The following is a 19,562-nucleotide window of genomic DNA, read 5'->3' as shown; positions in this document are numbered from 1 at the left end:
TTATACACAGGTCTTGGAACGCCCGGAATAAATGGCCTCTGTGCTTCTGCCCGAAGGGCGTGGGAGCGAACTTGTTCGCGAAAAGGTCTTTATAATCGCCGAAAATGCATCGACTGAAACAGCGCCTTCGCGAGCAAGCTCGCTCCCGCGTCCTGCGGCCAGAATCAAAAGCGGACTATGTATGACGCCGAGCGCGGGAACAAGAACTGGCACCGCGCCCAACCCCTGAACGCTACAACGGCACCAGCTTCGCATAGCCCATCATCAGCCACTTGCTGCCTTCGGCGAAGTTGACCTGCACCCGTGCCTGAGCGCCAGCGCCCTCGAAGTTGAGGATCACGCCTTCGCCGAACACCGCATGCTGTACGCGCTGGCCCATGGTGAACTCGGTTTCCGGAATGCCGGTGCCGTTGAACAGGCTGCTGCTGTTGAACTTCGGAGTGCCACCGAACGGACGACTCACGCTGTTGGACAGGCGCACTTCCTGGATCAGCGCCGGCGGAATCTCGCGTACGAAACGCGAGACCTTGTTGTAGGTTTCGCTGCCGTACAGACGACGCGTTTCGGCGTAGGTCATCACCAGCTGTTTCATGGCGCGGGTGATGCCGACATAAGCCAGACGTCGCTCTTCTTCCAGGCGCCCCGGCTCTTCCAGACTCATCTTGTGCGGGAACAGCCCTTCCTCCATGCCCACCAGGAACACATGCGGAAACTCCAGGCCCTTGGCGCTGTGCAGGGTCATCAGCTGAATGCTGTCTTCATGCTCCTGCGCCTGGGTGTCGCCTGCTTCCAGCGAGGCATGCCCCAAAAACGCTGCAAGTGGCGTCAGGTCTTCTTCGCTTTCGTGATTCTCGAAAGCACGGGCCGCGCTGACCAGTTCCTCAAGGTTTTCTACCCGCGCCTGGCCTTTCTCGCCTTTTTCCTGCTCGTGATAGGTGATCAGCCCGGACTGCTCGATAACCGTCTGGGTCATCAGGTGCAGCGGCATCTCCATGACCTTCGCCGACAGGTTCTCGATCAGCTCGATGAACCCGCCCAGGGCCGTGGCGGCGCGGCCGGTCAGGCCTTTGTTGGCGACCAGCAGGCGCATGGCTTCCCACATGGAGACGTCGGCATGACGCGCATGTTCGCGAATCGCTTCGACGGTCTTTTCGCCGATGCCGCGAGCCGGAACATTGATCACCCGCTCCAGCGCTGCATCGTTGCCACGACCTTCCAGCAAGCGCATATACGCCATCGCGTTCTTGATTTCGGCGCGTTCGAAGAAGCGCTGCCCGCCGTAAATGCGGTATGGAATACGCTCACGCAGCAGGGCTTCTTCGAGCACCCGCGACTGGGCGTTGGAACGGTACAGAATGGCGATGTCGTTGCGCGAGATGCCGGTTTTCAGCGCGCTTTCGATGGTCTCAACCACATAGCGCGCCTCATCGTGTTCGTTGAAGGCGGCATACAGGTTGATCAGCTCGCCATCGCCGACGTCAGTCCACAACTCCTTGCCCAGGCGGCCGCTGTTATTGACGATCAAGCCGTTGGCAGCCTTGAGGATGCTCGCTGTGGAGCGGTAATTCTGCTCCAGGCGGATGACTTCGGTGTCCGGGAAGTCAGAGGAATACTGGTGAATGTTCTCGATCTTCGCGCCACGCCAGCCGTAAATGGACTGATCGTCATCGCCGACCACCATCAGGCTGTCGCCACCCTGAGCGAGCAGGCGTAGCCACGCGTATTGCACGGCGTTGGTGTCCTGGAATTCATCCACCAATACATGGCGGAAACGACGCTGATAATGCGCGAGCAAACCCGGATTATCGCGCCACAGGTCGAGTGCGCGCAGCAGCAGTTCGGAGAAGTCGATGACGCCGGCCCGCTGACAGGCGACCTCGTAGGCTTCGTAGACACTTTTCATGGTGGTCAGGAACAGATCGCCGCTGGCCTGAATATGTTTCGGGCGCAGGCCTTCATCTTTCTGGCCGTTGATGAACCACTGTGCCTGACGTGCAGGCCAGCGTTGCTCATCCAGGCCCAGCTCGCGCATCACGCGTTTTACCAAGCGCTGCTGGTCATCGCTGTCGAGAATCTGGAAGGTCTGCACCAGCCCGGCTTCCTGCCAGTGCGCTCGCAGCAGGCGGTGGGCCAGACCGTGGAAGGTACCCACCCACATGCCAGCAGGGCTTATGCCCATCAGCTGCTCGATGCGGTGGCGCATTTCGGCGGCAGCCTTGTTGGTGAACGTCACCGACAGAACCGAATGCGGGGAGGCTTGCTCAACCTGCATCAGCCATGCGATGCGATGCACCAGCACACGGGTTTTGCCGGAGCCAGCACCAGCCAGGACCAACTGACGACCCAATGAGGCGGCTACGGCCTGACGTTGGGCATCGTTGAGGGAATTCAGAAGAAGAGAGAGATCATCGCGCATCCGCGCATTCTAGGGTGCTGCGTCATGCCGGGCAAACCATGCTTTGCGTCAGGCAATAAAAATGACCGGGTGCTGACGACCGGTCGTCGAGCGTTGCAGGGTCGAGCGCGGTCAGTCGACCTTGAAGATTGGCCATTCGCAGGCCAGGCGCAGGATTCCGCTTAATGTAGGATTATTCCCACAATTTTTTTCGATTCATCCATTCAGGGCCCGTGTAACAGGTTTCAGCGTCGTTTAACTGGGCGGTTTGCAGGTCATGTAGTATAACTACAAGAAAGCTACAACCCAGCCCATCTTCCTTTTGCCGAGTCTGCCCCTTGAATCTGCTGCAACACATCGCCCAGTCACGTAATTTGCTGCGCAAATCGGAGCTCAAGGTTGCCGATCATGTGCTGCTTGACCCTGCGGCTGTGATGCACAGTTCCATGGCGGATCTGGCGCACAGCGTCGGCATCAGTGAGCCGACCATCGTGCGCTTCTGCCGCGCCATTGGGTGCACCGGGTTTCAGGACCTCAAGCTCAAGCTGGCGCAGAGTCTGGCGGCGGGTGCGAGTTTCGGCCAGTTCGCGATTCACGAAGACGATTCGGTCGCCGACTACAGCCTGAAGATTTTCGACACTACCCTGCACACGCTGATGGAAGTGCGCGAAAACCTCGACCCCCATGCTTTACAGATGGCAGTCACGGCCATGGCCGGGGCCAATCGGGTCGAATTTTATGGGTTTGGCGCTTCCGGTGCAGTGGCTGCCGATGCGCAGCACAAGTTCTTTCGTTTGCTGTTGACCGCGGCAGCGTATTCCGACCCGCACATGCAGGCGATGTCGGCGGTCACGCTCAAGCCGACAGACGTCGCGGTATGCATTTCGCAGTCGGGGCGCTCCAAGGACTTGCTGATCACCGCCAATATGGTCCGCGAGAGCGGCGCGACGCTGATTACCTTGTGCCCAAGCCAGACGCCGCTGGCCGAGCTGTCATCGGTCAATCTGGCCATCGATGTACATGAAGACACCGAAATCTACACGCCGCTGACGTCCCGTATCGCGCACCTGGTGGTGATCGATGTGCTGGCGATGGGCGTGGCAATGGCCCGCGGCCCGAGCCTGGTCAATCACCTCAAGAGCGTCAAGCGCAGCCTGCGCGGCTTGCGTCTGTCGCCGAAGTCGATAAAGACTCACGAAGACTGATCGCTCAACCGAGCGGAATTCATCGATCTGTCATCTGCATGCCGCCTGATTGTCACTGTCGCGCTCCATTCTGGTGCTCCCACAAAACGTATTGGGAGACAGGATATGGCTCGGCATTACGATGATTTACCTACCAGCACCGTGAAAACCCGCCGCCAGCAGGAAGACCAGCGCCGCATGGAGTTTCGTCGGGCTATTGAGAGCTACAGTGAAGCGCGTCAGCTTAATCAGGAGCTGTGTGACTACATGGATGGTATCGACAACGCTGTATGGCAGACTATCAAGTTGCCCGCGGTCGACCGTCGAAACGCTCGACAAGCTGGTTGATCTGCGCACGTTCGGTGCGGATGAACGCAAGAAAGGCATGTGCCACAGGTGAAAGGCGTTTGTCTCGGGCCTGAGCCACGCACCAGCTTCGATACAGCGGCAGCTCCGCCACGGGTAGCTCCACGAGAGCACCGGTGGCGAGTTCCTGGCAGACCGCATGCCGTGTCAGTATCGCCAGGCCCAGTCCGGCGACCACGCATTCACGTTGCGCCTCGCTGGAAGACACCTCCAGCGTCTGCGTGAAATGCACGCGTTTCTCTTTGAAGTACTCCTCGCAGGCCCGGCGTGTACCTGATCCCGTTTCCCGGGTCAGCAACGGCCAGGGCTCCAGGTCTTTCAAGTTCAGCGTCGCAAGGCTGCTCAGCGGGTGGTCAGGCGGTGCTACGGCGACAATCGGGTTGCTGAGAAAAGGTAGAAACTCCAGGCCCATATCCAGCGGAACCGCTGACATCACTACAAGATCATCGCGGTTGTCCGATAATCGCCTGATGATCTGTGCACGATTGACAACCATCAGGCTCAGGCTGACTTCCGGGTGCTGGCGTTTGAATGCAGCGAAAAGGTGGGGGATGAAATACTTGCAGCTGGATTCAATCGCCAGCTTCAACTGGCCTTGCAGCGAGCCCTGCATGTCCGAAAGCTGCATGTCGAGACTTTCCAGGCGTCCGAAAATATCCCGGCTGGCCAGTTGCAGTGCCTGCGCCGCCTCAGTCAGGTAGAGCTTTTTGCTGACGTATTCGAACAGCGGCTGGCCGATCAGCTCTTCAAGCTGGCGAATCTGCAGGCTGACGGCAGGCTGCGTCAGAGACATCTCTTCGGCTGCACGGCTGTATGAGCGCAGATCACATACTTCATTGAAAATACGCAGCTGACGCAATGTCATACGCATCAATGACTTACGCATTTATAAAAGCTTCCTGGGACGACAAGAAGCTTCAACTATAAGCTTTTACTTATGCATGTCCCAACTTTTACTCATTTTTGTTAATCCTTGATTCGGCATAGGGTGTCCCTGCGGCATTCAGTCACATGCCCTGTTACAAAAACGGGTCGAGGAAAACGCCAGTGATAACAAAAATTCTGATAGCCAACCGCGGGGAGATTGCCGTCCGGATCGTGCGTGCCTGCGCCGAAATGGGTATTCGCTCGGTCGCGATCTTTTCCGACGCGGACCGGCATGCCCTGCATGTCAAACGTGCTGACGAAGCCTATAGCATTGGTGCCGAACCGTTGGCCGGTTACCTGAACCCGCGCAAGCTGGTGAATCTGGCGGTAGAGACTGGCTGCGATGCGCTGCATCCCGGTTATGGCTTTCTGTCGGAGAACGCCGAGCTGGCCGACATCTGTGCTGAACGTGGCATTAAGTTTATCGGTCCGTCCGCAGAAGTGATTCGTCGCATGGGCGACAAGACCGAAGCGCGGCGCAGCATGATCAAGGCCGGTGTGCCGGTTACGCCCGGCACCGAAGGCAACGTCGCGGACATCGACGAGGCGCTGGTCGAAGGCGAGCGTATTGGTTACCCGGTAATGCTCAAGGCCACCTCCGGGGGCGGCGGGCGCGGCATACGCCGTTGCAACAGCCGCGAAGAACTCGAGCAGGCCTTCCCCCGGGTGATTTCCGAAGCAACCAAGGCCTTTGGCTCGGCGGAAGTGTTTCTCGAGAAGTGCATCGTCAATCCCAAGCACATCGAAGCGCAGATTCTCGGTGACAGCTTCGGCAATGTGGTGCACCTGTTCGAGCGCGACTGCTCGATTCAGCGCCGTAACCAGAAGCTCATCGAAATCGCCCCCAGCCCGCAACTGACTCCCGAGCAGCGTGCTTATATCGGTGATCTGTCGGTGCGTGCGGCCAAGGCTGTCGGTTACGAGAACGCAGGGACCGTGGAGTTTTTGCTCGCCGAGGGCGAGGTGTACTTCATGGAAATGAATACCCGGGTTCAGGTCGAGCACACCATCACCGAAGAAATCACCGGCATCGATATTGTTCGCGAGCAGATCCGTATTGCGTCCGGCCTGCCGCTGTCGATCAAGCAGGAAGATATCATTCACCGCGGTTTTGCCCTGCAATTCCGGATCAACGCCGAAGACCCGAAGAACAATTTCCTGCCCAGTTTCGGCAAGATCACCCGCTATTACGCGCCCGGAGGACCAGGCGTGCGCACCGATACGGCGATTTACACCGGCTACACCATTCCGCCGTTTTACGACTCGATGTGCCTGAAGCTGATCGTCTGGGCGCTGACCTGGGAGGAGGCGATGGACCGTGGCCTGCGTGCGCTGGATGACATGCGCCTGCAAGGAGTGAAGACCACGGCTGCCTATTACCAGGAAATTCTGCGTAACCCGGAATTTCGCAGCGGTGAATTCAACACCAGCTTTGTCGAGAGCCACCCCGAGCTGACCAATTATTCGATCAAGCGCAAACCCGAAGAGCTGGCTCTGGCCATCGCCGCCGCCATTGCCGCACACGCCGGTCTGTAAGGAATAGTGAAATGTCCAAGAAGATTTTCGTAACCGACACCATCCTGCGTGACGCTCACCAATCATTGCTGGCGACCCGCATGCGTACCGAGGACATGCTGCCGATCTGCGACAAGCTCGACAAGGTCGGTTACTGGTCGCTGGAAGTCTGGGGCGGCGCGACCTTCGATGCCTGCGTGCGTTTTCTCAAGGAGGATCCGTGGGAGCGCCTGCGTCAACTGCGCGCGGCCTTGCCCCATACCCGTTTGCAAATGCTCCTGCGCGGCCAGAACCTGCTGGGCTATCGGCATTACAGCGATGACGTGGTCAAGGCGTTCGTTGCCAAGGCGGCGGTGAATGGTATCGATGTGTTCCGTATTTTCGATGCCATGAACGATGTGCGTAACCTTCGCGTTGCGATCGAAGCGGTAAAAGCTGCGGGCAAGCATGCGCAAGGCACCATCGCTTACACCACCAGCCCGGTGCACACCATCGAAGCGTTCGTCGCACAGGCCCGGCAGATGGAAGCGATGGGCTGCGATTCGGTGGCGATCAAGGACATGGCCGGTCTGCTGACTCCCTATGCCACGGGTGAACTGGTCAAGGCGCTGAAAGCCGAACAGTCGCTGCCGGTGTTCATTCACTCCCACGACACCGCAGGCCTGGCTGCCATGTGCCAGCTCAAGGCCATTGAAAGCGGCGCGGATCATATTGATACGGCGATCTCCAGCTTTGCCTGGGGCACCAGTCATCCGGGCACAGAGTCGATGGTTGCGGCGCTCAAGGGCAGCGAGTTCGACACCGGGCTGGACCTGGAGCTGTTGCAGGAAATTGGTCTGTATTTCTACGCGGTGCGTAAGAAGTATCACCAGTTCGAAAGCGAATTCACGGCGGTCGATACCCGTGTGCAGGTCAATCAGGTGCCTGGCGGGATGATTTCCAACCTGGCCAATCAGCTCAAGGAGCAGGGCGCGCTCAATCGCATGGGCGAAGTGCTGGCTGAAATTCCGCGCGTGCGCAAAGACCTCGGTTATCCACCGCTGGTAACGCCGACCTCACAGATCGTCGGTACTCAGGCGTTCTTCAATGTGCTGGCTGGCGAGCGCTACAAGACCATCACCAATGAAGTGAAGCTTTATCTACAGGGCGGTTATGGCAAGGCGCCGGGGCCGGTGGATGAAAAGCTGCGTCGTCAGGCCATTGGCAATGAAGAACTGATAGATGTTCGCCCGGCCGATCTGCTCAGGCCGGAGATGACCAAGTTGCGTGCCGATATCGGCGCATTGGCCAAATCCGAAGAGGACGTGCTGACGTTTGCCATGTTCCCGGACATCGGCCGCAAGTTTCTTGAAGAGCGTGCAGCTGGAACGCTGACGCCGGAAGTACTGCTGCCGATTCCCGAAGCCGGAAGCGTGGCCAGAGCGGGCGGCGAGGGCGTGCCGACCGAGTTCGTGATTGATGTGCACGGCGAAACCTATCGGGTCGACATCACCGGCGTGGGCGTCAAGGCCGAGGGCAAGCGCCACTTCTACCTGTCCATCGATGGCATGCCGGAAGAAGTGGTGTTCGAACCGCTCAACGAATTTGTCGGCGGCGGTGCCAGCAAACGCAAGCAGGCTCATGCACCGGGCCACGTCAGCACCACCATGCCGGGCAATATCGTCGATGTGCTGGTCAAGGAAGGCGATATGGTCAAAGCAGGGCAGGCGGTATTGATCACCGAAGCCATGAAGATGGAAACCGAGGTCCAGGCGTCGGTCGCGGGCAAGGTTGTGGCGATTCACGTTGCCAAGGGCGACCGCGTCAATCCGGGTGAGGTTCTGGTCGAGATCGAAGACTGACCGGGCACATACAGATAATTCAACGATTTACCTCAGGGAAGCACTCGTGGCTTCCCTTTTTTTATTCTGTGCAGGCGGGCCCGGTTGTCACCGCTATCGTTGCGCACGCTCCAGCGTGGGAATGCCGTTCTCGACGCTCTGCGTCCTCAGGATCAGCGAAACGCCTCAAGCCCTTTGATCTGCTGCCCGTCCGCGAAGTTATCCACAGCCAGCCAGCATTCAAAGGCCTTCTGCAATTCAGGCCATTCGCTGTCGAGTATCGAGTACCACGCTGTGTCTCTGCTCTGGCCCTTGACTACCATGTGCTGGCGGAAGGTGCCTTCGTAGCTGAAGCCGAAACGTTGGGCTGCGCGTTTGGAACGGGCGTTGTTGGCGTTGCACTTCCATTCCAGGCGGCGATAGCCCAGCGTGAATGCTTCCCTGGCCAGCAGGTAAATGGCTTCGGTGCCTTTGGGGGTTCGTTGCATGGCCGCGCTGAAAGTGACATGACCTATTTCGATACGCCCGTGGGCGGCGACGATCGACATCAGGCTGATGACACCTTCGGCTTTACCGGTCTGCTGATCGACGACCGTATAAAACCATGGGTCGGACGCTGCCTGATGCCCGGACAGCCATGCATCAAAGGCACTGCGCTCGATAAAAGGCCCGTAAGGCAGGTAATCCCACAGTTTCGGGTCGGCATTCGGGCCCTGAAGCGCAGCCCACAAGTCATCGGCGTGACGTGTGGCGTCGAGTTTTTCCAGGCGAATGAAACGGCCTGTCAGTGTGTTGGTTGTGGGCAATGCAGCAGCTTGCCAGTCCAGCAGAGTGTCGGACATCAATCACTTCCTGTTTCAGAGCGCTTTGCGAAATTGTATAAGGCCAGGCCGTTCGGCAATCCTTTCGTACAACTGAATGGCCGTGGCGTTGGTTTCGTGGGTCAGCCAATGCACCTTGTCGCAACCGTCTGCCTTGGCCGTGGCGTAAACAAACTCGATCAGCTGCCTGCCAATGCCTGTTCCGCGTTGTTCCGGCGCGACAATCAGGTCCTGCAGGTAACAGGCATTGTTGATGCTCCAGTTGGAGCGATGGTAGATGAAGTTCACCATGCCCACCGCTTCGCCATCCAGCCAGGCCAGCGCCGAGTGGGTCGGCTCGTGCGAATCCACAAGGCGTTGCCAGGTGACGTCGCTGACACTTTCGGCCAGCTCGGTATTGTAGAAGCGCAGATAGGCCTGCCATAGTGGCAGCCAGGCTTTATGGTCGTTGACAGTAACGACGCGAATCCGGACATCGGTCATGACGTTCTCCCTGCGCTCATCAAGCGAGCGATTTGCTGGTCGTTTGCATTCTCGCTTGCTGCGAGGCCGTCGCGTACCCCGGCCATGTCCGAAGCGCTGCGGTTCTGACTGAGTTTGCGTTTGCCTTGCAGCCGCTGCACGGGAATTGCAAACCCTGCAATCGCCCCCAGCATTTTTGCAATGTAGTCCGCAGGTGCATCCTCGATTGACCAGGGTTGCGGGCGGCTGGATTCATGGCGATGGGTCAGGTCAGCCAGCAATTGGTGCAGTTGCGCTGCATCGGTAAAAACCGTGGCCTGCCCATAGGCATGCACGGCCAGATAATTCCAGGTAGGTACAACCTTGCCGTGTTCTGCCTTGCCCGGGTAGAAAGACGGGCTCACATAGGCATCGCCGCCGGGAAAAATCACCAGCGCCTCGACACCTGAGTTCAACTGCTGCCACTGTGGGTTGGCTCTGGCCAGATGCCCGTAAAGCGTGCCGTGCGGACCTTCATCGCGGCGCAACAGCAGCGGCAAGTGAGTCGCGTGCAATCCCTCTTCACCCTGTGTGACAAGAATAGCCAGGCGAGTTTGATCCATCTGCTCGTGCAGGCTGAGCGTGTCGTTTTCCTTGAAGGCAGCAGGTATGTACATGGTCATGTTCCTTGGCTGATGAAGCGATCGTAGGCAAGGTATTGGTCTGATGTAAGATCCATTTTTTATAAGTTTCATGGGACCAATTCATGCCCATCGCCCCTGTCGCGTTTCCACCCACGCTTACCGGCATCGAGCTGGACCCGAATCACGGCTTGAGCAAGCAGCTCTACGAGATTTTGCGCCAGCAAGTGCTTGATGGACGCTTGAGTGGCGGCATGCGTCTGCCCGCCAGTCGCGATTTGGCGCATTCACTGGGCATCTCCCGTAACAGCGTCATACGGGCCTATGACCAGCTGTATGCCGAGGGTTTTATTGAAGGGCGCGTTGGCGACGGTACGTATGTTGCGCAGCTGTCTGAACGAAGCGCGGCGCCTCGACGGCCAAGCCGTAAAAAACTATCCACCAACTTACCCACAGGTGTATCCACAGGGTTACACACAGGTTTGTCCACAATTGCGGCGGAAATGCCGTCGAATTGTTCCGGTGAAGTTATCCACAACCCGACACGCGTGCTGCTCGAAAAGCATCATTTGCACGAGCCGCCGACGGGTAGGCCGCGGGCTTTTCGGGTAGGCGTTCCAGCCTTCGATCTTTTTCCGTTTGCCTTGTGGGGCAAGCTGTATGCGGCCTTTTGGCGCAAGCCGGACCTTGCTCAGCTGGGTTACGGCACCGCTGCGGGAGATTCGCGGCTGCGTGAGTTGATTGCCGTTTATCTTCGTTCATCGCGTGGGCTGCACTGCACGGCTGAGCAAATTGTGATCACCAGCGGCGCGCAACATGCAATCAGCCTTTGTGCACAGTTGCTTTTGACGCCGGGCGATAGCGTTGCTGTGGAAAATCCAAGCTATCGCGCGGCGGGTCATGCGTTTGCAATGGCAGGTGCGCGATTGCACGGCGTGCCTGTGGATAACGAGGGCATGCGTTGCGCCGAGCTTGAGCAGGCCGATTGCAGATTGGCGTATGTGACCCCTTCGCATCAGTACCCGACTGGCGTAGTCATGAGCCTGGCACGGCGCTTGGAGTTGCTGGCCTGGGCCGAGAGGCACCAGAGCTGGATTGTCGAGGACGATTACGATGGGGAGTATCGGTACAGCGGTTCGCCATTGGCCCCGTTGGCTGCGTTGGAGCAGAGTGGTCGAGTGCTCTATGTCGGCACATTCGGAAAAGTCGCCTTTCCGGCGCTGCGCCTGGGGTATCTGGTTCTGCCTGAGCAACTTGTCCGCCCGTTCAGCCAGCGCAAGGCGGTAGACATGCGCCATACCGAGATTGGCGTGCAGGCGGTCATGGCGCAATTCATTGCGTCGGGGCATTTCCAAAGACACATCCGTCGTATGCGTCGCGCGGCGCTGAGTCGTCGCAATGCGCTGCTGGATAACTGGCCTGCCGACATAGCAGGGTGCGCTGCAATGCCCAGGGTGGTTGCAGGGCTGCATGTGATGGTCAAGGTAGACAGTGTCGCGCGTGAGCAGGCACTGATTGCCAAGGCTGGTAGCGTTGGCGTCGAGATGAATGCCTTGAGTGATTACTGGCTGCCCGACTCCAGTGAGCCTGTGGATAACCGCGCCGGGCTGGTTTTGGGTTTCGCCGCCGTGCCCGAGGTCGAGATTGCCGATGCATTGAACAGGCTGCGCAAGGCCTGGTCCGAGTAGTCCCGCTGGCAGGCGTATAATCTGCACTTTCTGTTACTTGTCCTGAGATACCCATGAACAACTCTCTTACTGCAACACCCGGACGCAAGTTCGGCGCGCCGCTGGCTGCGCTGTTCCTGCTGCTGATGGGCGCCCAGTTTCTGCTGCTCAGTGTCGGCACCCGCCAGGTAATGCTGTGGATCGTCGGTGCAGCGCTGGGCGTGACGCTGTATCACGCGGCATTCGGCTTCACCTCGGCGTGGCGGGTGTTTATCCGTGAGCGGCGCGGTGCGGGTTTGCGGGCGCAAATGGTCATGCTGGCGGTGGCTGTGGTGCTGTTTTTCCCTGCGCTGGGTGCTGGCACGCTGTTCGGTCAGCCCGTTACCGGACTGGTTGCGCCGGTCGGAATTTCGGTCGTCGTGGGGGCGTTCATCTTCGGTATCGGCATGCAACTGGGCGGTGGCTGTGCGTCCGGTACGTTGTTCACCGCAGGTGGCGGCAATGCACGCATGCTGGTGACGCTGCTGTTTTTCATCCTCGGTTCGTTGATTGCGACCCATCACGTCGACTGGTGGTTTGCCCTGCCTTCGTTCCCGGCAGTTTCGTTGGTCAAGACCTTCGGCGTATTGCCTGCGCTGATCGTGAATCTCGCTCTGTTCGCCTTGATCGCTTTCATAACCGTGAAGCTCGAAAAGCGGCGTCATGGACAGCTTGAAACGCCGGTTACCACTGACCATCGTGGGTTGAGCCGGGTGCTGCGCGAGCCATGGGTTCTGGTCTGGGGCGCTGTCGCGCTGGCGCTGCTCAATTACGCAACACTGGCGCTGGCGGGTCGTCCGTGGGGCATCACCTCGGCGTTTGCGCTATGGGGCGCGAAGGTAGCCAGTGGTCTGGGTGTGGACGTCGGCAGCTGGGTGTTCTGGCAGAGCGCGGCGAATGCCAAGGCGTTGGCGGCTCCGGTGTGGGAAGACGTCACCAGTGTGATGGACATCGGCATCATGCTCGGTGCCTTGCTGGCGGCAGGGCTGGCCGGCCGTTTTGCGCCGAGCCTGGACATTCCCACGCGCTCGCTGGTTGCTGCGGTCATCGGCGGGTTGCTGCTGGGTTATGGCTCTCGACTGGCCTACGGCTGCAACATCGGCGCGTACTTCAGTGGTATTGCCTCGGGTAGCCTGCACGGCTGGCTATGGCTGGTTGCAGCCTACGCCGGTAACGTGATCGGCGTGCGTTTGAGGCCGATTTTCTTTGCTGGCGAACGCCCGCAAGTGGCGCTGACTGGCTGCTGAGGAAGTCTGTAACCCCAAGATAAAGCGGGTCGTTTGCGAACCATCTGCCGGTTTGGCATTCAAAGGCCATGCGGCAGATGTCAGCCTGCGATTCGCTTATTTTTCGATGGGGTAGTTCTTTTGCAGCAAACGATCATTTCGAAAATCCGTTTTCTCGGCAAGACCATCGGTTACGTGGGTTGGTCGCTTTTCTGGTTGTTGATTTGGGATGTGATCGTCACGGTCGACTTCATGCTGTATCTGGAGCGCAAGATCACGTTGCCTTCCATGCCGTTGACCCTACTGGGCTCGGCACTTGTGGTCCTCACCAGCTTTCGTAATTCCAGCGCCTACAATCGCTGGTGGGAAGCACGAACGTTGTGGGGCGCGCTGGTCAATAGTTCGCGCAGCTTCGCTCGGCAGGTGTTGACGCTGGTCGAGGATGACGACGGGATCAACCCGGTCAAGGCCACGCTGTTGCGTCGCCATGTTGCCTACGTGAAATGCCTGTCCGCGCACCTGAAGGGCGCCAAATGTGGTGATGAGGTTCAGATGCTGATTCCTCGCGAGGAATTCGAACGTCGTCACGACACCAACAACTTTCCCAACGACCTGCTCAATACGTCGGCTGCGCTGTTGGCCAAGGAGTATCAGGCGGGGCGACTGGACAGCATTCGTCTGGCGCGTCTTGAGTCGACCATGGTGGACATCTCCAATTGCCAGGGCGGTATGGAGCGTATTGCCAACACACCATTGCCTTATCCGTACGTCGCTTTTCCGCGTCTGTTCATCACGCTGTTCTGCCTGATCGTACCGATTGGCCTGGTGGAGACCCTGGGCTGGTTCACGCCGCTGGCATCAACCGTGGTGGGTTTCATGCTGTTGGCCATCGAAAAGATCGGCACCGACCTGCAGAGTCCGTTCCGTGCCAGCGAACATGAGATTCAGATGACGGCTTTGTGCGAAAACATCGAGCGTAATCTGGATTCGATGCTCAGGGGCGCGCAGGAAGAAAGCAAGGCTTCGTAAAGAGGGTGAGGCGTTGCGCGTGTGCAGAACGCCTCGGATAACGCAGAGATTGCGGTGGCTTAACGCAGCTCGCCACACAGGTCCAGTTCGACCAGCCGCCTGACTTCCTCGGTCGTCAGGCTTGCCCCCAGCAGTGCATGCAGTTTGCCAAGCGCTGCCTCACGGGTCATGCCGCCACCGGAGAGCACGCCAGCACCGCGCAGACGGCTCCCCGCTTCGTAGACATCCAGCTCGACACCGCCTTCGTGGCACTGGGTAATCGCCACCACGCAGATACCAAGCGCTCGTGCATTTTCCAGGCTGGCCAGAAACTGCGGATCATCACTTGGCCCGGTGCCGCTGCCGAAGCACTCAAGCACCAGACCCCGAATACCGCTGTTGATCAGACCGTCCAGCTGAGCTGCGCCGACGCCGGGAAACAGCGGCAACACGGCGACCTCTGCAAGCGTCTTCGCCTGCCGGTAGTTCAGTGCATCGGGCAGCGAAACCACCGCATGACCGCCACGCGAGCGTTGCAGCGGTGCGAACGGTTGACGACCGAAGCTGCGAATTTTCGCGCAGCGCACAGGCGTCATCAGTTGCCCGTGGAAATACAGCTGAACGCCTGACACCAGACCCGAACCCAGCGCCAGCAGGGCACCGTTGACGTTTTCCCATGCATCGCTGTCCTGCACGCCGGCAGGCAGCATAGAGCCGGTGAACAGCACCGGTGCGCTGAACCCCAGCAACTGGAAGCTCATCGCCGCCGCGCTGTATGCCAGGGTGTCGGTGCCATGCAGCACCAGAACAGCATCGCAGCCATCGACCTCCACCGCCTCGATCACCGCCTCACGCAGGCGCAGCCAGTAGGATGGGGTCATGTTGGCGCTGTCGATCAGCGGCGACATCTCGCGAAAGCGCCACTGCGGCACCCGCAGTTCCGGGTGCTCGGCCAGTTGCCCGGCCATCCGCGCCTCGAAACCCGAGGCAGGTGCCAGGCCGTTGGCGCTGGCCTGCATGCCGATGGTGCCGCCGGTGTAAAGAACCATGACGCTCTGAGCGGGTTTATGTGCATGATCAGTCATGGTTGTTCTCCGGCGTAAGGTCGCGTTGGTTATCGTGCTTCGGGCACAGGCTTGGCGGCCGCTTCGGCGTCCTGTGTCGACTGACGGGTCGGATTGGCTGGCCATGCGTTGCGATCCAGGTCCAGATCAGGGAACTGGCTGGAATCGAACACCGGCGTCTTGATGCCAGCCCGACGCTGCGAATCGTAGTCGTTCAGAATGCGCTTGACGACTTTGAACAGCATGGCGAGCGCGATCAGGTTGACGAACGCCAGCATTGTCATGGTGATGTCGGCGAACGCCAGTACATCTTTCAGGTCGACGACGGCACCCCACATGATCAGTACCAGCACCGCGATACGGTAGATGATGATGGTCTGGATCTTTTCGCCAAACAGGAACCGCAGGCTGTTTTCACCCAGGTAGTAGTTGTAGAGAATCGAGGTGAAGACGAACAGTGCCAGCGCCACGCTGATGAAGATTCTGCCCCAGTCACCAACCACTGCGGCCAGCGAGTTCTGCGCCAGAACGATGCCGTTGCCGTCGTAACCGATGTCGTAGATACCGGACAGCAGGATCAGCAAGGCGGTGCAGGTGCAGATTACGAAGGTGTCGAGGAACACGCTGAACGCCTGAACCACGCCTTGTGCAACCGGGTGCTCTACATGCGCCACGGCAGCCACGTTGGGCGCACTGCCCAGACCGGCTTCGTTGGCGAACACGCCACGCTTGACGCCCATCACGATAGCGCTGCCGATCAGGCCGCCGAATACCGGGTCAAGACCGAAGGCGCTTCTGACGATGGTCATCAGCATGCCGGGAACGTGGTCGATCTGCAGAACGATGACGTAGATGGTGACCGCGATGTAGATCAGGGTCTTGACTGGAACCAGCAGGTCGGAAATTGCCGCGATACGCTTGATGCCGCCGACGAAGGCCAGACCCAGCAGCACGACCAGACAGATGCCGGTGGTTCGGGTGTCGATGTTGAACGCGCTTTTCAGCGAGTCGGTCACGGCGTGGGATTGCAGGCCGTTGAAGGCAAAACCGAAGGTCACCAGCAACAGTACGGCCATGACCATGCCCAGCCAGCGCTTGCCCAGACCGTGCTGGATGTAAAACGCCGGACCGCCGCGGAACTGTCCTTCGGAATCCTTGCGTTTATAGAGCTGGGCGAGCGAACACTCGATGAAACTGCTGGACATGCCGACCAGTGCGGTGACCCACATCCAGAATAAGGCGCCCGGACCGCCCAGCGTTACGGCAATGCCGACGCCTGCGATGTCGCCTGCTCCCACGCGGCCCGCAAGGCTGAGCATCAGGGCCTGGAACGAACTCAACTGACCCGCGCTGCTGCGCAGACTGTCGCGAAAAACCGAGAACATGTGGAAAAAGTGTCGAAACTGAACGAAACGCGAGCGGATCGTGAAGTAACTACCCAAGCCAACGATAAGTACGATCAGTACCTTACCGGAGAGAAAGTCGTTAATCATTTCCAGCATTTTTGTTATCCCTCGCTACTTTTGAGGGGGCGCACTATACCGGTGCAAAGTTTTTACGTCTGTAGTCGCTTTCTTGGACGTCTGATTCTTCATTCGCGACGATGAATGAATACTTCCACGGATTACTCCGCCAAAGTGGGGTGCCGAAGGCTCTGGGTCCAGTGTCGGAGCTCTTTGCTGCAGGCAAAAAAAAGGGTCTGGAGAATCACTCCCAGACCCTCAAAAAATTGAGGGGTGTCTAGGCCCTCAATCTGGTGAGCTTGGTGCGCAGGTCATTTCCTGTCAGGCTTTCAAGGGGGCCAGACGCGGAGCGATCATGTTTTCCGGGCGCAGGATGTCGTCGAGCATGGCATCGTCGAGCAGACCTTCCTCACGCACCAGTTCCAGCACGCCGCGGCCGGTTTCCAGCGCGATGCGGGCGATACGGGTGGAGTTTTCGTAACCGATGTAGGGGTTCAGTGCGGTCACCAGGCCGATCGAATGCTCGACCAGCTCGCGGCAGCGCTGTTCGTTGGCCGTGATGCCCACAATGCAGTGCTCGCGCAGCATGTCCATGGCGCGCTGCAACAGGCGGATAGAGTCGAAGATCTTGTAAGCGATCAGTGGCTCCATCACGTTGAGCTGCAATTGTCCGCCTTCAGCGGCCATGGTCAGCGACAGGTCGTTGCCGATGATTTCGAAAGCAACCTGATTGACCGCTTCCGGGATTACCGGGTTGACCTTGCCGGGCATGATCGAGCTGCCTGGCTGGCGTGCCGGCAGGTTGATTTCGTTGATCCCGGTGCGCGGGCCGCTGGACAGCAGGCGCAGGTCGTTGCAGATTTTCGACAGCTTGACCGCAGTACGCTTGAGCATGCCCGAGAACAGTACAAACGCGCCCATGTCGGAGGTCGCTTCGATCAGATCGGCTGCCGGCACCAGCGGCTGGCCGCTGATCAGCGCCAGGCGGTCGACGGCAAGCTTTTGGTAGCCAGGGTCGGCGTTGATGCCGGTGCCGATGGCCGTACCGCCCAGGTTCACTTCGGTCAACAGCTCGGGTGCCAGGCTGCGCAGGCGGTTGAGGTCTTCTGTCAGGGTGGTGGCAAAGGCGCGGAACTCCTGACCCAGGGTCATTGGCACGGCGTCCTGCAACTGAGTACGACCCATTTTCAGCACATGGTTGAATTCTTCGCCCTTGGCGGCGAACGACTGGATCAGGCTGGAGAGGCTGGCGAGCAGGGCGTCATGGCCCAGCAGCAGACCCAGGCGGATCGCGGTCGGGTAGGCGTCGTTGGTCGACTGCGCCATGTTTACATCGTTGTTGGGGTGCAGGTGCTTGTATTCGCCTTTCTCGAAGCCCATGGTTTCCAGGGCGATGTTGGCGATGACTTCGTTGGCGTTCATGTTGGTGGACGTGCCAGCGCCACCTTGAATCATGTCGACCACGAACTGATCGTGGAAGTCGCCACGGATCAGACGGGCGCAGGCCTCGCTGATGGCCGCATGCTTTTTATCGTTGAGGTGTCCGAGCTGGTGGTTTGCATCAGCTGCCGCCTGTTTGACCATGGCCAGGGCCACAACCAGTTTAGGGTAGTGCGAAAGCGGCACGCCTGAGAGGTGAAAGTTGTTCACCGCTCGCAGGGCCTGGATGCCGTAATACGCGTTGGCAGGTACTTCGAGAACACCAAGCAGGTCTTTTTCGATGCGCGATGATGCAGGCGAGGACATGATAAAAGAAGTCTCAAAAAGGCACGGACAATGCCGGAACGCCGCGAATATTGGGCTTCCCACCCTGTCTTGACCAATGCTGTTAAACGCTGGCCTATGCAATAACGGCATAATCAGGGTGTGACCCGGATTCCGTTAAGTGCGTAAAGGGGGCAAAATGTCGCACCCGGACGCTGCTTCGGAGGCCTTGCCAGAGCCGTCTGGCCATGTATCCGCAGCGCGTTGCCGGTCGTCCCACTGCGGTCGCTTCAAGCCGGGTGGGTGCAGGGCATGCGCAGTCGCCTGTCGAAGCAGTCATCCATTGTCCGGGAGGACCTGATGAATCTGGAAAGCAAATGGCTGGAGGATTTCAGCGCCCTGGCGGCCACCCGCAGCTTTTCTCAGGCCGCCGAGCGTCGTTTCGTGACTCAGCCAGCGTTCAGTCGGCGTATCCGCAGTCTTGAGTCGGCCTTGGGGCTGACCCTGGTCAATCGCTCGCGCACGCCCATCGAGCTGACGGCTGCCGGGCAGCTGTTTCTGGTCACCGCGCGTACCGTGGTCGAGCAACTGGGCGAAGTCGTGCGCCATCTGCATCATCTGGAAGGTGGGCAGGGTGAGGTGATGCAGGTTGCTGCGGCACACTCGCTGGCGTTGGGGTTCTTTCCGCGCTGGATTGCCCAGCTACGTAACGAAGGGCTGAACATTGCCACCCGGCTGGTGGCCACCAACGTTGGCGATGCCGTACACGCGTTGCGTGAAGGTGGTTGCGATCTGATGCTGGCGTTCTATGATCCTGACGCCGCGCTGCAAATGGACGCTGAAATCTTCCCCTCGCTGCATCTGGGCCATACCGAGATGTTGCCGGTCTGTGCGGCAGATGCCGATGGGCAGCCGTTATTCGATATGGAAGGCGAGGGCAGTGTGCCGTTGCTTGCCTACAGCGCCGGGGCCTTTCTCGGGCGCTCGGTGAATCTGCTGCTGCGTCAGCGCAACCTGCGGTTCACGACGGTTTACGAGACGGCGATGGCCGATAGCCTGAAAAGCATGGCACTGGAAGGGCTGGGCATCGCCTGGGTTCCGCAACTGAGTGTGCGCGCCGAACTGGCGCGCGGTGAACTGGTGGTGTGTGGCGGGCCGCAGTGGCATGTGCCGCTGGAGATTCGCCTTTACCGTTGCGCTCTGGTACGCAAGGCCAATGTGCGCCTGCTGTGGCGCAAGCTTGAGAGTGCAGCGTCGCCGGGCGAAGCATAAAAACGGCCT

At 59.2% G+C, this 19,562-nt stretch carries 16 protein-coding genes; 8 read left to right on the top strand and 8 right to left on the bottom strand.

The window, feature by feature from the left end; translation table 11 throughout:
- Positions 1–232 precede the first annotated feature (232 nt).
- On the bottom strand, positions 233–2,416 hold the full coding sequence (uvrD, locus tag LJU29_RS26960; protein ID WP_005734962.1) for a DNA helicase II: 2,184 nt from the start codon (positions 2,414–2,416) through the stop codon (positions 233–235).
- A 317-nt stretch (positions 2,417–2,733) separates the two neighbouring features.
- Here uvrD and hexR point away from each other — a divergent pair, with 317 nt between their 5' ends.
- Positions 2,734–3,600: a transcriptional regulator HexR gene (gene hexR / locus LJU29_RS26955; protein WP_257111445.1), complete on the top strand. Its 867-nt coding sequence runs from the start codon at positions 2,734–2,736 to the stop codon at positions 3,598–3,600.
- A gap of 141 nt (positions 3,601–3,741) precedes the next feature.
- Positions 3,742–3,927, top strand: coding sequence for a PA3496 family putative envelope integrity protein (locus LJU29_RS26950; RefSeq protein WP_004659112.1), 186 nt, complete (start codon positions 3,742–3,744; stop codon positions 3,925–3,927).
- Here the strand turns inward: LJU29_RS26950 and LJU29_RS26945 are convergent.
- Positions 3,881–4,831 (bottom strand): LysR family transcriptional regulator, encoded by a 951-nt coding sequence (locus LJU29_RS26945; protein ID WP_057454251.1) that lies wholly within the window; start codon positions 4,829–4,831, stop codon positions 3,881–3,883. The two genes, LJU29_RS26950 and LJU29_RS26945, sit on opposite strands and share 47 nt — an antisense overlap.
- Before the next feature lie 161 nt (positions 4,832–4,992).
- On the opposite strand from LJU29_RS26945, the gene LJU29_RS26940 reads away from it, so the two are divergent.
- On the top strand, positions 4,993–6,408 hold the full coding sequence (locus LJU29_RS26940; protein WP_002555912.1) for an acetyl-CoA carboxylase biotin carboxylase subunit: 1,416 nt from the start codon (positions 4,993–4,995) through the stop codon (positions 6,406–6,408).
- Between the two features lie 11 nt (positions 6,409–6,419).
- Entirely contained in the window at positions 6,420–8,228 is a 1,809-nt protein-coding gene (gene oadA, locus LJU29_RS26935; protein WP_257111444.1) for a sodium-extruding oxaloacetate decarboxylase subunit alpha, read from the top strand.
- Between the two features lie 152 nt (positions 8,229–8,380).
- Here the strand turns inward: oadA and LJU29_RS26930 are convergent, their stop codons facing one another.
- The 3 genes from LJU29_RS26930 to LJU29_RS26920 are packed head-to-tail and all read right to left on the bottom strand — an operon-like array spanning position 8,381 to position 10,146.
- Positions 8,381–9,049, bottom strand: a complete 669-nt coding sequence (locus LJU29_RS26930) for a GNAT family N-acetyltransferase (RefSeq protein WP_005756991.1) — start codon at positions 9,047–9,049, stop codon at positions 8,381–8,383.
- Between the two features lie 15 nt (positions 9,050–9,064).
- Positions 9,065–9,511 (bottom strand): GNAT family N-acetyltransferase, encoded by a 447-nt coding sequence (locus LJU29_RS26925; protein WP_005756992.1) that lies wholly within the window; start codon positions 9,509–9,511, stop codon positions 9,065–9,067.
- Positions 9,508–10,146 (bottom strand): FMN-binding negative transcriptional regulator, encoded by a 639-nt coding sequence (locus tag LJU29_RS26920; protein WP_054996374.1) that lies wholly within the window; start codon positions 10,144–10,146, stop codon positions 9,508–9,510. The genes LJU29_RS26925 and LJU29_RS26920 overlap by 4 nt, the downstream gene beginning before the upstream one ends.
- A gap of 89 nt (positions 10,147–10,235) precedes the next feature.
- On the opposite strand from LJU29_RS26920, the gene pdxR reads away from it, so the two are divergent.
- From pdxR to LJU29_RS26905, 3 genes are all read left to right on the top strand, one after another.
- Positions 10,236–11,798: a MocR-like pyridoxine biosynthesis transcription factor PdxR gene (gene pdxR / locus LJU29_RS26915; RefSeq protein WP_257111443.1), complete on the top strand. Its 1,563-nt coding sequence runs from the start codon at positions 10,236–10,238 to the stop codon at positions 11,796–11,798.
- Positions 11,799–11,851: 53 nt separating this feature from the next.
- Positions 11,852–13,063, top strand: coding sequence for a YeeE/YedE family protein (locus tag LJU29_RS26910; RefSeq protein ID WP_257111442.1), 1,212 nt, complete (start codon positions 11,852–11,854; stop codon positions 13,061–13,063).
- 120 nt (positions 13,064–13,183) lie between these two features.
- Positions 13,184–14,071, top strand: a complete 888-nt coding sequence (locus LJU29_RS26905; RefSeq protein ID WP_004659096.1) for a bestrophin family protein — start codon at positions 13,184–13,186, stop codon at positions 14,069–14,071.
- 59 nt (positions 14,072–14,130) lie between these two features.
- Here LJU29_RS26905 and LJU29_RS26900 read toward each other — a convergent pair whose 3' ends face one another.
- The 3 genes from LJU29_RS26900 to aspA all read right to left on the bottom strand — a co-directional run bounded on the left by LJU29_RS26900 (position 14,131) and on the right by aspA (position 18,323).
- Entirely contained in the window at positions 14,131–15,135 is a 1,005-nt protein-coding gene (locus LJU29_RS26900; protein WP_004659093.1) for an asparaginase, read from the bottom strand.
- Positions 15,136–15,164: 29 nt separating this feature from the next.
- Entirely contained in the window at positions 15,165–16,616 is a 1,452-nt protein-coding gene (locus tag LJU29_RS26895) for an alanine/glycine:cation symporter family protein (protein ID WP_257111441.1), read from the bottom strand.
- A gap of 282 nt (positions 16,617–16,898) precedes the next feature.
- On the bottom strand, positions 16,899–18,323 hold the full coding sequence (aspA, locus tag LJU29_RS26890; RefSeq protein ID WP_257111440.1) for an aspartate ammonia-lyase: 1,425 nt from the start codon (positions 18,321–18,323) through the stop codon (positions 16,899–16,901).
- A 318-nt stretch (positions 18,324–18,641) separates the two neighbouring features.
- On the opposite strand from aspA, the gene LJU29_RS26885 reads away from it, so the two are divergent.
- Positions 18,642–19,553, top strand: a complete 912-nt coding sequence (locus LJU29_RS26885) for a LysR substrate-binding domain-containing protein (protein WP_002555901.1) — start codon at positions 18,642–18,644, stop codon at positions 19,551–19,553.
- Positions 19,554–19,562 lie beyond the last annotated feature (9 nt).

Source organism: Pseudomonas ficuserectae (genome assembly GCF_024584585.1).
GTDB classification, from domain to species: domain Bacteria; phylum Pseudomonadota; class Gammaproteobacteria; order Pseudomonadales; family Pseudomonadaceae; genus Aquipseudomonas; species Aquipseudomonas amygdali.
This window is presented reverse-complemented; position numbering and strand designations above follow the sequence as displayed.